The organism is Amycolatopsis sp. NPDC003731 (genome assembly GCF_053586895.1).
This window is the reverse complement of record NZ_JBSFNC010000044.1, coordinates 1-13,072: the sequence shown is the minus strand read 5'-3', so window position 1 is coordinate 13,072 and position 13,072 is coordinate 1. Positions and strand designations below refer to the sequence as shown.

Genomic DNA, 13,072 nt, shown 5'->3' with positions numbered 1-13,072 from the left:
CGGCGAGCAGCCGCGGATCTGACCGGTATACGCATCCGAACCTGGACGGTTCGGAGCAGCGCCGCAGAACTTCGCCCGCGTGGCGGCAGATGACGCCCCCCGCGGATGGCGATCAAGGCGGGTCGGGCATGGCTGCTCGCGACGTGAGTGACGTCCGGCCGCCCGGGCTGCAGCCCGGGCGGCCGGTCATGGTGCTGCGACGACTCATGTGCCAACGCATGCTCCGCATGCGGCTGCAGGCGGGGTGAAGTACGTTCCTTTCGCCGCCACTGGTCGGGCCCGCCCGTATGGCGCTGATGAGCTGATGGAGCTAGGCCCCGCGCCATTGCTTACGTGGCCGAATGCCCGCTCGATGGTGCTGCGCTACCATCGCCACCCTCACGCGCACGACGATCCGAGGGCACACCAGTTGCCCAGCGTGCCCTCGTTGACCGCCAACTCCCGCGCCACCCGCGCGATCGGCCCGCGGGCGAGTCTTGTCCCACAGGTCCGCCATGATCCGGCGGACGACCACTTTACGGTAGCGTCTTCAAGAAGGCCACCAGGCTACGGGCCTGAACGTTGACGTAATGGCTGTGCCTCAGCAGTTCGGCGAGCTGGCCCGCGGCGACCCAGGTGTAGTCGGCAGGCACTAGCTTGGGCAGCGTCTCGTCCGCCTCGATTATCATGTACTGGCTCGCCGCGTTCCGGAACCGGCCACCTTCTTCCGAATGGAAAGCGGCGTAGCGAATCCGCTCGGGGCCGGCTGCCATGACGTAGTCCAACAGAAACGGTGCGTCGCCCGGAGCGTAGTTGGCGGGGACGCATTGCACGGTCGGGCCGAGCTCGATGGCGCCGAGGAAACCTGCCTCCATCGTCGCGCGGACCAGAACGTGCAGGACGCCGCGGAACTCCTTGACGACGAAAGCCACGATCCCGTGCCCGTGCTGCTCGATCAGCGGTTGGTGCCAGCTCGACACCTCGCGGGTACCCGCGCGAACCGACACCCCCACGACACTGAAGAACCTGCCGTCACCTCGCGTGATTTCCCAGTCGGTGCGGATCCACTCGGGGAGGTTGGTCAGGCGCACCCGTTGTGCGTCGAGTTCGCTGTCGACCTGCCGTTCGGTGAGCCACCTCAGCAACGCGTTCGTGCTTCGGTGCGCGCCGGGCAGGGTGGCGTCACGCGACCACGCGGGCACCGAACTCGCCGGCAGGCAGGACAGCACCGTCCGCGAGTCCATGTTGATGACGTAGTCGCGAGCCAGAAGTTCGTTGATCTGGCCGAGAGTCAGCCAGCAGAAGTCGCGTCCGACCTCGACGTGCTCAGTTACCTCGACAACCATGTTGCGATTGCGCTTGCGGTAGAACCACGAACCGTGCTCGGACTGAAGCACGTCGACGATCGCCTTGCCGCGTCGCGGGCCGATGAAGTGGTGCAGGTAGGCCACCTCGCTGCCGCCGTGCGCCCTGCGGTAATTGCTCTTCGTGGCCTGCACCGTCGGCGACAGTTGCACGAGGTTGACGTTCCCCGGTTCCATTTTCGCCTGCATGAGGAAGTGCAGGACGCCGCCGAACCTCTTGGCGACGATGCCGAGGATGCCGATCTCCGGCTGGTTGATGATCGGTTGATGCCACTCCGGCACCGCTCCGTCCGCCGCCCGCACCCGCAACCCTTCGACCGTGAAGAACCGGCCGCTGCGGTGGGTCAGATTTCCACTGTCGCCGGCGAACGTCCAGTGGTCGAGTTCGTCGAGCGGGACACGCGAGACCTCGAAATCGTTGGCCACACAACGTTCTACCAACCAGTCGTCGAACTCGGCAGTGGACAGGTGGAATCCACGTGTCGTGGCCGCCGACACGGCGAGGTCCGCGACGATGTCGGCCTCCGAGCCCTCCTGCTCCAGCGGGCTCGCCATCACCGCTCCCGACCGTCGGTGCGCTCCCGCACGCCGACGAGTTGCATCGACACGCCTTCCGGACAGGAGCCGACCGAGGTCATCCGCTCCCGGTCGATCCACGAAGAGGCGAAAACGTCGCCGGCTGCGGCAAGTTCGTCCGCACCCGACGTCGGCTGGAGGATATTGATCACGCTGTGCGCCTCCCTGAGCACGGAGCCAGTCGATCCGGTGCCCAGAGTGTGCGCCCAGGCGTTCGGCAAAGTCGTCTTCCCGAATGCGTCGCGTGACCCGAGCCGCACTCGCGAGTGCCGCCGGCGTCGTCGCGGCGTGGTCGTCGCTCAATTCGGCGACGACCTCGTTCGCGTGGTCCCCCGCCCGGTGGTTTGTCATCCAAACCTACAAAGTCCCACACGGCTCGTGGCGGAACTTCTTGCGGTATGCCTGAGTTCCACGCCTCGGTGGACCGGATTGCTTCACCATTGCTCTCGTTGTTCGCCTTGCTGTCGCGAATCGTCCCGGCGTGTCTAACCTGGAATCGTGGAAGAGACTGGCGAGTATCACGCCTACCTGGCACTCGACGAACTACTGTCGATCCAGCGTACGCGGACGGGCGAGCATGACGAGCTGCTCTTTCTCGTGACGCACCAGGTCCACGAACTTTGGTTCAAACTGATCCTCCACGAGCTCGCCAGGTTCCAGGACCACCTGGCCGACGGCGCCGACGGCGCCGCCCTGCGCACGCTGCAGCGCACCGCGGTACTGGTTCGTGCCGTGGTCGCCAACGCCGACGTGATGGCGACGTTGACGCCGCGCCAGTTCAACAGCTTCCGGCACGCGCTCGGCGGCGGGAGCGGGGCGCAGTCCACCCAGTTCAGGCGGATCGAGGCCGTGCTCGGCAGGCGAGATCCGCAGATGTTCGAGTACTACCGGGTCGGTGCTGGTGAGCGCGCCGAGCTCGAGCAGGTTCTACGTCGACCGACCGTCTTCGACTCGTTCGCCCGTTTCCTCGACGACCGCGGGTATCCCATGCCGGACTCCGTTCTGGACCGCGACGTGTCCAAGCCATCTGCTCCGTCCGAAGACGTGCAGCAGGCCCTCCGGAAGGCCTACCTCGAAGACGGCGTGATAGCGCAGATCTGCGACGCGCTCATGGAGGTCGACCAGTGCTTCCAGCAGTGGCGCTACCAGCACGTGAAGTTCGTCGCGGCGATCATCGGCGACAAGACCGGCACCGGCGGATCGTCGGGAGTCTCGTACCTGCGTTCGACCTTGTTCCACCAGATGTTCCCCGACCTGTGGGCGATGCGCAGCAAGCTGTGACGGCCGTTCGCAATGCGGGAGACGCCATCCCGGAACGCCGCGGGAAACGATGCCTTGACGCAAGGCGCCCTTCGATTCTGTCCAGGCCGAGGCCACCGAGGAGGCCATGGTGACGCTCCAGCCCCCCACCCACGACGAACTCGTCGACCGGGCGACGAAGCTCGTTCCGCTGCTCCGCGATCACGCCCAGTGGACCGACGAGAACCGGCGCCTGCACGAGGAGACGATCGAGGCCCTCGCCGCGGCGGGCGTCTTCAAGATGCGGATTCCGGCCCGCTACGGCGGTTACGAGTGCGACACCCGCACCGTGGTCGACGTCGCGGCCGAGCTGGGCCGCGGTGACGGCGCCGTCGGCTGGATCGCGTCGGTGTGGTGGATCCCCGGGTGGATGGTGGGCCTGTTCCCCGACGCCGTCCAGGACGAGGTCTACGCCACCGAGAACGCCCGGGTCTGCGGGACGCTCAGCCCCACCGCCATGGCCGCGAAGGCGCCGGGCGGTTATGTCGTGAATGGACAGTGGGGCTTCATCAGCGGTGCGCTGCACAGCCACTGGCAGGTCGCGATCGCGGTCACCCCGAACGACAGCGGCGAGATGGAGCCGATCGTCGCCCTGATCCCGATGGCGGACCTGGGAATCGTGGACGACTGGAACACCACCGGCCTGCGCGGCTCCGGCAGTGTCACCACGGTCGCCGAAGACGTGTTCGTCCCCGCGGAGCGCACGCTGCCGCTGATGGCGCTGCTGACCAACCAGTCCGCCTCGGTCCTCAACGCGGACATCGACATGTACCGCGCCCCGCTCGCCGCGCTGGCGTCCGCGTGTTCGGTCGGCAACGTGGTCGGCATGGCCCGTGCGGCGTGGGACTGCTTCACCGACCGGATGCCCGGCCGCAAGATCACCTACACCGACTACACCGACCAGCGCGAAGCCACGATGACGCACCTGCAGGTGGCGGAGGCCCGGGTCGCGATCGACGAGGCCGCCTTCCACGCCTACCGGGTCGCCGACCTCGTCGACGCGAAGGTCGCCGACCACAGCGAGTGGTCCACCGAGGACCGGGCCCTGGCCCGGATCGCCATGGGCGCCACCTGCAAGCGCGCGCTGGAGGCGGTCGACACGCTCTACGTCGGCAGCGGCGGCTCGGCGATCTTCTCCAGCGTGCCCATCCAGCGCACCTGGCGCGACCTGCACGCGCTCACCCAGCACGCCCTGAACACGCCGCACATCCTCTACGAGATCTACGGCCGGGTGCTGTGCGGCCTCGCCCCGAACACGCAGTTCTTCTGATCAGCCAAGGAGCGGTATGTACGACTACATCATCGTCGGTGCGGGATCGGCAGGCTGTGTCCTGGCGGCGCGGCTGACGGAGGACCCGGACATCCGGGTCTGCCTGGTCGAGGCGGGCCCGACGGACAGCCATCCGAACATCCAGGTGCCCGCCGCGTTCGCCAAGCTGTTCCGGACCCAGGTCGACTGGGACTACGACACGCACGACGAGGCCCAGCTGAACCGCCGGCGGGTGTTCCTGCCCCGTGGCCGGGTGCTCGGCGGGACCAGCTCGATGAACGCGATGGCCTACGCGCGGGGCAACCCGTACGACTACGACTCGTGGAACCAGCCGGGCTGGGCCTACGCGGACCTGCTGCCGTACTTCAAGCGGTCCGAGGACAACGAGCGTGGCGCGTCGGCCTACCACGGCGCGGGCGGGCCGCTGTCGGTGTCGGAGAACCGGTCCAAGAACCCCAGCACGGCGGCGTTCATCGCGGCGGCGACGGAGGCCGGGTTCGCGGCCAACGACGACTTCAACGGCCCGGAGCAGGACGGTTTCGGCTTCTACCAGGTCACCCAGCGCAACGGACGTCGCTGCAGCACGGCGGCCGCGTTCCTGCACCCGGTGATCGACCGGCCCAACCTCACCGTCGAGACCAACCTCCAGGTGCACCGGGTGCTCATCGAGGACGGCCGGGCGACCGGCGTCGTCGGGTACCGGCTGGAGGACGAGATCGTCCTGCGGGCCGAACGCGAGGTGCTGCTCTCCGGCGGCGTGTACAACTCCCCGCAGCTGCTCATGCTTTCCGGTGTCGGCCCCGCCGACACGCTGCGGAAACTCGGCGTTCCGGTGGTCGCCGACAACGAGGAGGTCGGCGCGAACCTGCAGGACCACGCGCTGGTGCCGCTCATCCTCACGCATTCCCAGCCGATCAGCCTGCTGGCCGCCGGCGAGCCCGCCAATGTCGAGCTGTACCAGCGCGAGGGCCGCGGGCCGCTCGCGTCCAACGGGCCCGAGGCGGGCGGCTTCGTGCGCACCGCCAGCGACCTGGCCGCGCCGGATCTGCAGTTCTTCGCGGCGCCGGGCATGCTGGCCGACAGCGGCCTCGGGCCGCCGACCGCGCACGCGATCTCGTTCGGCCCCGCGGTCGCCACCCCGCAAAGCCGCGGCCGGGTGCACCTGGCGTCCGCCGATCCCACGGCCAAGCCCAGGATCGTGCACGACTACTACGCCGATCCTTCGGACCTGGAGCGCACCCTGATCGGGCTGCGCATCGCGATGGACATCGGTAGGCGGCCGGCGATGCGGCTCTACAACGAGGGCGTGTTCCGTTACCCGGAATCGGAATCGGACGCGGACCTGAAGTCCTACGCCAGGAAGTACACGCAGTCGATCTTCCACCCGACGAGTACCTGTGCGATGGGCTCGGTGGTCGACGCCGACCTGCGCGTGCGGGGCGTCGATGGGCTGCGGGTGGTCGATGTGTCCGTCATGCCGGAGGTCGGCCGCGGGATTCCCAATGCAACGGCGATCGTCGTCGCGGAGAAGGCGGCCGACCTGATCCGCGGCATCCCCGCCCCGGAAGCGGCGGAGTTGCCAGAGGCGAGGGCGCTGGCCGCCGCCGACCGGGGTCGCTGACCGTTCGCCAAACTACTCCGCCGCACCCACCTGGAGCAGGCTCCAGGTGGGTGCGGCACCAGCACGCTGCTGCGACGGCTGGCCGGCGAGTTCGAGCACGTCAAGGGGTTCGGTACCGCCGCGGTCGAGGTGAGAGCGGCGACACCGCGCCGTACGCGATCGAGCGCGAGTTCGAGGACATTGCCGCGCTGATCGGGGACGCGGGCGGGCGGCCGCGGGACTGCCCGTCACCCAAGGTCGGTGCGTTCGAGGTTCTCTACGACGTCTATCCCGGCGCGGCCCAGGAGGGCCACGTCGCCGGCCCCAAGGCGGTTGCGCCGATACTCCAGCGGTTCTTCGGCGTCTGACCCCCGGCGGTACGTAGGGGTGCCGCCATCAGCGGCGACCGCGCCACGGCTCCCATGCCATGACCCTGTGCGCGGCGGGAATGACCTCATTCACGCGGTCGTAGACCCGCCGACCTTGGTCGGTCTGCCGGCATCGCGAGCGTCTCCGCTCCGCGCACCTTGTCCCGCCGGAAATCGCGGGATGGCATGATCGCACCGACCATCCGTCGGCTCGGTCGTCCGAGGAGACATCGCGCAGGTCTCGCGCCTTCAGGCACCACCTGATGATGGCAGGGCCCGAAGTCGCGATCCGCTGATACCCTCGATCGTCGTCAGGACAGGTCCTCCACGTCAGTACACCTCGAGCCGCGCTGGGGTCGAGGGGATCGGCCGCAGGCAGGCGGCGTTGTGGTCATCCAGGAGACGCTGTGCCTCCTCGGTCGCCTGCTCGAACCTCGGACCGGGGTCCGCGCCTGACAACAAAACGTCCTTCAATGCCCTGGTCATGGCGTGCTGGACGCCCGCGAAGTCACCCAACAACGCACCGGACGTCGCGGCGCACTGCGCCGACGTGCGGAGCTGGTCACTGGCCGCTCGATGATGTGGATTGGCCGCGAACCAGCCCTCGCCCTCCAGCGTGTCGTAAGCCTCGTTGGTGATGGGGAGGAATCCGTGCGCCCGGTGCCATCGAATGATGCTCGACGGCTTGATCAGGTGCTGGATGAACGCGAGCGCGCCGTCCCGCTTGGCTTCGTCGAGACCGTCCCGCAGGAACAGGGAGTACCCCGACACCAGGCTCCCCACGTAGGGCACCGACGAGTTGAACGGCATCGAACTCGCGGTCACCTCGAAGCCGTTCTCCTCGCCGGAACGGACGAACTCCTCGGCCTGCTTCGACGAGCTCAGCGCGAACACCGCATCCTGCTGGGCGAATGTTTCGAACGCGCTCCAGAAGGCCCCCTCTGAGTAGACGTAGTGACCGGCCGCATGCAAGTCCCGCATCCACTCGACCCACGAGATCATTTCCTTGGAGGCCAGGTCGACCACGGTAGCTCTGGCTTCCCTGCCGTTGCCGTTGTTCGCGAGGAGACCGCCCTGCTGCGCCAGTGCCTGCTGGAAGATCCAGCCGTTGTTGGGCCAGGCCGCCCCGTAGGCTGGAGCTTCGTCGAGCCGCGCGACCGCCTCGCACGCCGTGACGAGCTCATCCCAGGTCCTGGGGGGAGTGTCGATCCCGGCCTTGCGCAGGATCGTCATGTTCGAGTACAGCAGGGGAGTGGTGGCCGTCATGGGCACCGAGAACTGGTCGCCCTGATACGTGTAGAAGCTCCGTGAGAGCGGTTCGATGTCGTCGATCAGCACACGCTCCCCCAGCACTTCCTTGCGGCCGCCGAGAGCCCTCTCGATGGACGTAAACAGCGGCTTACCGTCTGGCGTGTAGGTATCGTAGGCGAGTTGGGTCGCGGTGGCGTAGTACTCGGCGATGTCCGGTGCCTCCCCGCGCTCGGCGGCGCGCGCGACTTCTTCCGCCATCGTCCAGGGATCGTGACCCTCGACGCGCACCGCGTACTCCGGGTGGGCCCGCTCGAACTCGCGGGCCATTTCCAGAATCGGTTGGAGGTATTCTTCACCGTCGTAGGTTTCGGACGGGCGAGCTTCACCACCGGGCGGAGTGAATTTATGTTCGATGATCCACGCGGTAATTTCGGTCACGCCTGGCCCGGTCATATCCTTCTCCGTTCTCGCCTACGTGAACTGCCAGCGTCCAGACGCCGCATGCGCGAGGGCGCGCCGCTATTGTTTCCGCGGCCGGACGGATCCGGCGTCTTCTCGAGTGCGACGTGAGTTGCCTCGGGTCGAGGCATACGGCAATCCGTGAGTTCGGCGATGAGCAGACCCGGCTCGACCGCTGGGAGCCCGACCTGAATGACGTTGGGCCGGGGACCTGCGTGACACGAAGACTCCCGCCGCGCGCTGGCTGCCGGCTGTCAGGCGCTGCTCATCGGGGGTGGCGATGGGGTGATTCCTGAGTGGACGCGGCAGCTCCGGATCGGAGCTGCCGCGTGACGACCTCCTAGAGGGTCTCGATCCAGAACCGGCCGACAGCAACGAACGCCGCGAGCAACCCGAGCACGAGCGGCGAAACGAACTGTTCCTTGCGACGGATGTGCACGACCACCGCGCCGATCATCGTCAGGAGCAGGCCTGTCGCGGCGGTGGGGACGAGCCAGGTCGCCCCCGAGATGAACGCGGGCACAATGAGGCCGATCGCGCCAAGGATTTCGAGCGTGCCGATGGTCTTGATCTGGGCGTCGGAGAAGTCCTCGACGTATGTCATGCCCTTGTCGTACAGCTTCTTCTTCGGTGTGACGAGCTTGCTGGCTCCCGCCCCCAGGAAGGCGACCGCGAGCAGTCCGGCCACGATCCACAGTGCAATGTTCATTGCGATTCCTCTCGAACTCGATGCTTCAAGAAAGTAGCTGACCGCCGGTTCAGCTCGTCATCGCCGCACCGACATCGAACTCCGTGCCGAACGGGTCCGTGATGTTCGCGACCCGCCCGTAGATCATGTCGTAGGGCTCGGTCGAGGTCCCACCCGCGTCGACCGCTCGCTGCGCCGCCGCATCGGCGTCGTCCACCTGGAACAAGGTCCCCCAACGGGACTTCGTGGCCGTTGGGTCACCGGCGATGCCGCCGATCTCGTGGCCATCCGGTCTGCGCAGGAACGTGAAGTCGAGCTCAGGCCGGTCCGGGTTGGCATCCAACGTGTGGCCGAAGACCGCGACGTAGAAGTCACGCGCGGGCCCGGATTCCGCGGTGACCAGGTCGTTGCGGAGCAGGGCGTTCGGCTCGTTGACGATCTCGCAGCCGATGTGGGCACCGGCCTGCCACAGTCCACACTGCGCACCGGTGGTGTCCTTGATGATCGCCGTCCGGCCCTGGTCCAGCACGTCCATCGGGCCCGTGATGACCGCGCCGCCCGCGTCTCGCGCCCGGGCGGCCGCGGCGTCACAGTCATCCGTCGCGAAGTAGACGTTCCACCAGAAGTCCGTGGCGTCGGGATCGGGGTTCGGCCTGATGGCCGCGACGGGTTTGCCCCGTAGCAAGCACTGGGTGTAGTGGCCGAACTCCGCCGGTCCCACATCGAACTCCCAACCGAACAACGCGCCGTAGAAGGTCATCGCGCGGTCGAGATCCGGGATGCCCAGGTCGATCCAGGTCGGTGTGCCGGCGGGCTGCGTGGTGGTCAGCTCGCTCATCGTCTCTCCTTATCGTGTCAGGGCCTGGTATCGGTGCTGGCGTTGGCCGAGTGGGCCGGGTTGCCGGAGTTGATTTCGGCCGAGTGCTCGCGGTAGCGGCAGCTACTTCTTGTTGCGGTAGCGGGCCATGGTGAGCGGGCCGAAGACCGCGACGAGAAGTACGGCCGAGACGAGCACCCAGCCGATTTCCCCGGCCGGGACCGAGCCGTGCATCAGGCCGCGTACCACGTTCACCAGGTGGGTGATCGGGTTGACGTCGATGACCGCCTGCATCCACCCGGGCATCGTCTTCGGGTCCACGAAGATGTTGCTCACGAACGTCAGCGGGAACATCACCATCATGCTGACCCCCGCCACCGAGTTCGGCGTGCTCAGGATCAGGCCGAGCATCGTCCACAGCCACGACAGGCAGAACGAGAACACCAGCAGCAGCGCGACCGAGAGCACCACGCCGGCGGCGCCACCGTCCGGCCGGAACCCCAGGGCCAGTCCGAGCCCGATGACGACCGCCGACCCGATCGAGTAGCGCACCAGATCGCCGAGCAGGGCGCCGACCAGCGGGGATGGCCGCCACACCGGAAGTGACCTGAACCTGTCGAACACCCCCTTCTGGATGTCGGTGTTCAGCGTGATGCCAGTGTTCATGGTGATCATGACGTTCGCCTGCACCAGGATGCCCGGAATCAGGAACTGCAGGTAGTCCCCTGTCGACCCGGCGAGCGCGCCGCCGAACAGGTAGGTGAACATCAGCGTGAACATGATCGGGAACATGGTCACGTCGACGAGCTGCTCCGGGAGGTGCTTGATCTTCAGCAGAGCGCGCCAGCCGAATGTCAATGAGGTGCGCACCGGGCCGGGTCGGGACGGGCGCTCACCGACCAGTAGCACACGGCGCAGCGCGTCCTCGGTGACTGGCGCCGACGCCTGCTCGGCGGACGTGGTGGTCATGGTGGTCATGCGGCCTCCTCCTCGGGAGTCTTTTCGGCGGTGCGTCCGGTCAGGGTGAGGAACACCTCGTCCAGGCTCGGCTGACCGAGCGCGAACTCGGTGACGTCGATGCCGCTGCGGGACAGTTCGGCCAGGGAACGGGAGACCCGTTCGGGGTCGGAGATCCTTGCGGACAGCGCGGCCGGGTCAGCGGAGAGCTCGACCGGCTCGTCGAGCGCGGCGGCGAGGACCCGTTCGGCGTCGGCCCGCTGCTCGGGCGCACGTAGCCGTACGTGCAGCGAGCCGGCGCCGACCGATGCTTTGAGCTGGCCGCTCGAGCCCTCGGCGATCACCTTCCCGTGGTCGATCACCGCAATCCGGTCGGCCAGCTGGTCGGCCTCGTCGAGGTACTGCGTGGTCAGCAACACGGTGGTGCCCTGGGCGACCAAGCCCCTGACGATCTCCCAGACCTGGTTCCTGCTGCGCGGGTCGAGCCCGGTCGTGGGCTCGTCGAGGAAGATCAGTTCGGGGGGGACGACCAGGCTCGCCGCGATGTCGATGCGCCGGCGCATCCCGCCGGAGTACTTCTTCACCTGCCGGTCGGCCGCCTCGGCAAGGCCGAACGCGTCGAGCAGGTCGGCCGCCCGCTCCTTGCCTCGGGGGCGTGAGTAGCCGAGCAGCCTGGCGAGCAACAACAGGTTCTCCGCCCCGGTGAGGTCCTCGTCGACCGACGCGTACTGCCCGGTGAGGCCCACCCTGCTTCGCACCGCCTGGGCGTCACGCACGACGTCGTAGCCGAGCACTTGCGCCTCTCCGGCGTCGGGCTGCAGGAGCGTGGCCAGCATGCGGATCGTGGTGGTTTTGCCCGCCCCGTTCGGACCGAGCACGCCAAACACGCTCCCGGCGCTCACGGACAGGTCGACACCGGCGACCGCGTGGGTCTCGCCGAAGCTCTTCTTCAACCCTCTCGTCTCGATCGCGAGTTTTCCCATGGGTTCGAGTCCTTCTCTCGGTGTTGCGAACGGATTAGTTGAGCCTAGTCAAGTTTGAGTACTTGGTCAGAATGGCACAGGGAGGAGCGTCTAGTCAAGTTTGATTAGAGGTGCATCTTGAGGGGATCGGGGACCGTTCGCCACGACCCCGGATCATCGGCCATGGTGTAGGCGCCCTCGGACAGTCGTTTGCTCAGGCTCTTCGCCCACTCCAGTTCGGTGCGTGCGTGTCCCGCCCACAGTTCGGCCTGCTCGCGGACGTGCTCGGGGATGTGCTCGGGGATGTCCCGATCGGGGTGCTCCTGCCACTCGGCCCGCACGACGAGCTCCGCTTCCAGGTGCGCGACGCGCTCGCCAACGTGCGCGATGGCATCTGACCTGGTCAGCATGGGCAACATGGCGATGGACGCGTTGAGCATGTCCGGGTCGTGGGTGCGCTGCAGGCCATCGCGGACCAGTTCGACGATCTCGTCACGTCCTCGAGCTGTCGTGCGGTACAGAACGCGTTCCGGGCCGGAGTTGCCCGGCTCGGCGTGTTCGGTGAGGAGGCCATCGGCCGCCGCTTTCTTCAGTGCGTGATAGATCGAGCCGGGCTTGATCTTGGCCCAGGTTTCCGCATGCCAGCTCTGCAGTTCGGACCGCACCTGGTAGCCGTGCGCGCCGCCGGAGATGTGCACGATACCGAGCACCAGCAGCTTCGTCGCCGACACGCGCCCACTCTGCTGAATGTGCCGTCGGCGGACGTCACGCGGAGTGTCATCTCGTTCCTGGCTTCGCGCCACTTCTCGATGCGTGTCCGTCACCGTCGGAGCATGTCGACCAGGTTTGAGGTCCTGGATCTGCGAGCCCAGGCGATCACCGCAGCCCCGACCAGGAGGGCCAGTGGCAGCCACGGGCTCTCCTCCAGAAGGAACACGTTGGTGCTGGCCGCGCCGACCAGCACGGCGGCCAGCCCGAGAGCGGCGAGGCTCGAGAGCAGCGGGATCAGCAGCCCGACCGCGCCGGCGATCTCCAGGACGCCGACCACGTAGCGCAGCCACTGACCCGCTCCGATCTCGGTGAACATTTCAACCATGACGGGTGCGCCGGTGACCTTCATGATGCCGCCCCCGGCGAACTGGACGGCCAGCCCTGCCTGCAGTACCCACAACCCGACGTTGGTTGCGCGACCTGGCTTGCGGGTGATCGCTGGAGCGTCGGTGTGCACTGTGGTGCTCATCGCACTGTCTCCTTCTATCTGCGAACGGATTGCTCGAGCTAGTCAAATTTGAGTACTTAGTCAGAGTGCCACGGGGAGGAGTGTCTAGTCAAGTTTGATTAGAAGCGCATCTTGAGGGGATCGTGGACCGTTCGCCACGAGCCCGGGTCATCGGCCATGGTGTAGGCGCCCTCGGACAGTCGTTTGCTCAGGCTCTTCGCCCACTCCAGTTCGGTGCGTGCGTGTCCCGCCCACAGTTCGGC

At 67.2% G+C, this 13,072-nt stretch carries 12 protein-coding genes and 3 pseudogenes; 6 read left to right on the top strand and 9 right to left on the bottom strand.

The features are described 5' to 3' along the window. Positions 1 to 166 precede the first annotated feature (166 nt). Positions 167 to 565 (top strand): annotated as a pseudogene (locus ACWDN5_RS20090) (hypothetical protein); the annotation flags it as partial. On the opposite strand, the gene ACWDN5_RS20085 reads toward ACWDN5_RS20090, so the two are convergent. Both ACWDN5_RS20085 and ACWDN5_RS20080 read right to left on the bottom strand, forming a co-directional pair. Next, a complete protein-coding gene (locus tag ACWDN5_RS20085; RefSeq protein WP_310974048.1) occupies positions 516 to 1,898 on the bottom strand; it encodes an NDP-hexose 2,3-dehydratase family protein in 1,383 nt (460 codons plus the stop codon). The pseudogene ACWDN5_RS20090 and the gene ACWDN5_RS20085 sit on opposite strands and share 50 nt — an antisense overlap. Next, positions 1,898 to 2,071: a hypothetical protein gene (locus tag ACWDN5_RS20080; protein WP_310974046.1), complete on the bottom strand. Its 174-nt coding sequence runs from the start codon at positions 2,069 to 2,071 to the stop codon at positions 1,898 to 1,900. Before ACWDN5_RS20080 ends, ACWDN5_RS20085 begins: the two co-directional genes overlap by 1 nt. A gap of 346 nt (positions 2,072 to 2,417) precedes the next feature. Here ACWDN5_RS20080 and ACWDN5_RS20075 point away from each other — a divergent pair, with 346 nt between their 5' ends. The 4 genes and pseudogenes from ACWDN5_RS20075 to ACWDN5_RS20060 all read left to right on the top strand — a co-directional run. After that, the gene (locus ACWDN5_RS20075) at positions 2,418 to 3,200 is read left to right on the top strand and encodes a tryptophan 2,3-dioxygenase (RefSeq protein ID WP_310974044.1); all 783 of its coding nucleotides are present in this window, start codon (positions 2,418 to 2,420) and stop codon (positions 3,198 to 3,200) included. A gap of 106 nt (positions 3,201 to 3,306) precedes the next feature. Then, entirely contained in the window at positions 3,307 to 4,488 is a 1,182-nt protein-coding gene (locus ACWDN5_RS20070) for an acyl-CoA dehydrogenase family protein (protein ID WP_310974042.1), read from the top strand. A gap of 16 nt (positions 4,489 to 4,504) precedes the next feature. Next, a complete protein-coding gene (locus ACWDN5_RS20065) occupies positions 4,505 to 6,109 on the top strand; it encodes a GMC family oxidoreductase (RefSeq protein ID WP_449677356.1) in 1,605 nt (534 codons plus the stop codon). A 116-nt stretch (positions 6,110 to 6,225) separates the two neighbouring features. Next, a pseudogene (locus ACWDN5_RS20060) lies at positions 6,226 to 6,318 on the top strand (alpha/beta hydrolase); the annotation flags it as partial. Positions 6,319 to 6,786: 468 nt separating this feature from the next. On the opposite strand, the gene ACWDN5_RS20055 reads toward ACWDN5_RS20060, so the two are convergent. Continuing rightward, complete coding sequence (locus ACWDN5_RS20055; RefSeq protein ID WP_449677355.1) at positions 6,787 to 8,160, bottom strand: extracellular solute-binding protein; 1,374 nt, start codon at positions 8,158 to 8,160, stop codon at positions 6,787 to 6,789. 143 nt (positions 8,161 to 8,303) lie between these two features. Here ACWDN5_RS20055 and ACWDN5_RS20050 point away from each other — a divergent pair. After that, positions 8,304 to 8,404: pseudogene (locus tag ACWDN5_RS20050) on the top strand (class A beta-lactamase); the annotation flags it as partial. A gap of 102 nt (positions 8,405 to 8,506) precedes the next feature. On the opposite strand, the gene ACWDN5_RS20045 reads toward ACWDN5_RS20050, so the two are convergent. From ACWDN5_RS20045 to ACWDN5_RS20020, 6 genes are all read right to left on the bottom strand, one after another. After that, entirely contained in the window at positions 8,507 to 8,854 is a 348-nt protein-coding gene (locus ACWDN5_RS20045; RefSeq protein WP_449677354.1) for a DoxX family protein, read from the bottom strand. 70 nt (positions 8,855 to 8,924) lie between these two features. After that, positions 8,925 to 9,692 (bottom strand): VOC family protein, encoded by a 768-nt coding sequence (locus ACWDN5_RS20040; protein WP_310974032.1) that lies wholly within the window; start codon positions 9,690 to 9,692, stop codon positions 8,925 to 8,927. 102 nt (positions 9,693 to 9,794) lie between these two features. Further along, positions 9,795 to 10,640, bottom strand: a complete 846-nt coding sequence (locus ACWDN5_RS20035; protein ID WP_449677392.1) for an ABC transporter permease — start codon at positions 10,638 to 10,640, stop codon at positions 9,795 to 9,797. A gap of 5 nt (positions 10,641 to 10,645) precedes the next feature. Further along, positions 10,646 to 11,611, bottom strand: coding sequence for an ATP-binding cassette domain-containing protein (locus ACWDN5_RS20030; protein WP_310974030.1), 966 nt, complete (start codon positions 11,609 to 11,611; stop codon positions 10,646 to 10,648). A gap of 104 nt (positions 11,612 to 11,715) precedes the next feature. Next, on the bottom strand, positions 11,716 to 12,321 hold the full coding sequence (locus tag ACWDN5_RS20025; protein ID WP_449677353.1) for a PadR family transcriptional regulator: 606 nt from the start codon (positions 12,319 to 12,321) through the stop codon (positions 11,716 to 11,718). Positions 12,322 to 12,410: 89 nt separating this feature from the next. Continuing rightward, entirely contained in the window at positions 12,411 to 12,830 is a 420-nt protein-coding gene (locus tag ACWDN5_RS20020) for a DoxX family protein (protein WP_310974026.1), read from the bottom strand. Positions 12,831 to 13,072 lie beyond the last annotated feature (242 nt).

Coding starts and splice junctions, on each gene's coding strand:
- ACWDN5_RS20085 (WP_310974048.1), bottom strand. CDS start 1,898: ATGGCGAGCCCGCTGGAGCAGGAGGGCTCGGAGGCCGACATCGTCGCG.
- ACWDN5_RS20070 (WP_310974042.1), top strand. CDS start 3,307: ATGGTGACGCTCCAGCCCCCCACCCACGACGAACTCGTCGACCGGGCG.
- ACWDN5_RS20065 (WP_449677356.1), top strand. CDS start 4,505: ATGTACGACTACATCATCGTCGGTGCGGGATCGGCAGGCTGTGTCCTG.
- ACWDN5_RS20055 (WP_449677355.1), bottom strand. CDS start 8,160: ATGACCGGGCCAGGCGTGACCGAAATTACCGCGTGGATCATCGAACAT.
- ACWDN5_RS20040 (WP_310974032.1), bottom strand. CDS start 9,692: ATGAGCGAGCTGACCACCACGCAGCCCGCCGGCACACCGACCTGGATC.
- ACWDN5_RS20035 (WP_449677392.1), bottom strand. CDS start 10,640: ATGACCACCACGTCCGCCGAGCAGGCGTCGGCGCCAGTCACCGAGGAC.
- ACWDN5_RS20030 (WP_310974030.1), bottom strand. CDS start 11,611: ATGGGAAAACTCGCGATCGAGACGAGAGGGTTGAAGAAGAGCTTCGGC.
- ACWDN5_RS20020 (WP_310974026.1), bottom strand. CDS start 12,830: ATGAGCACCACAGTGCACACCGACGCTCCAGCGATCACCCGCAAGCCA.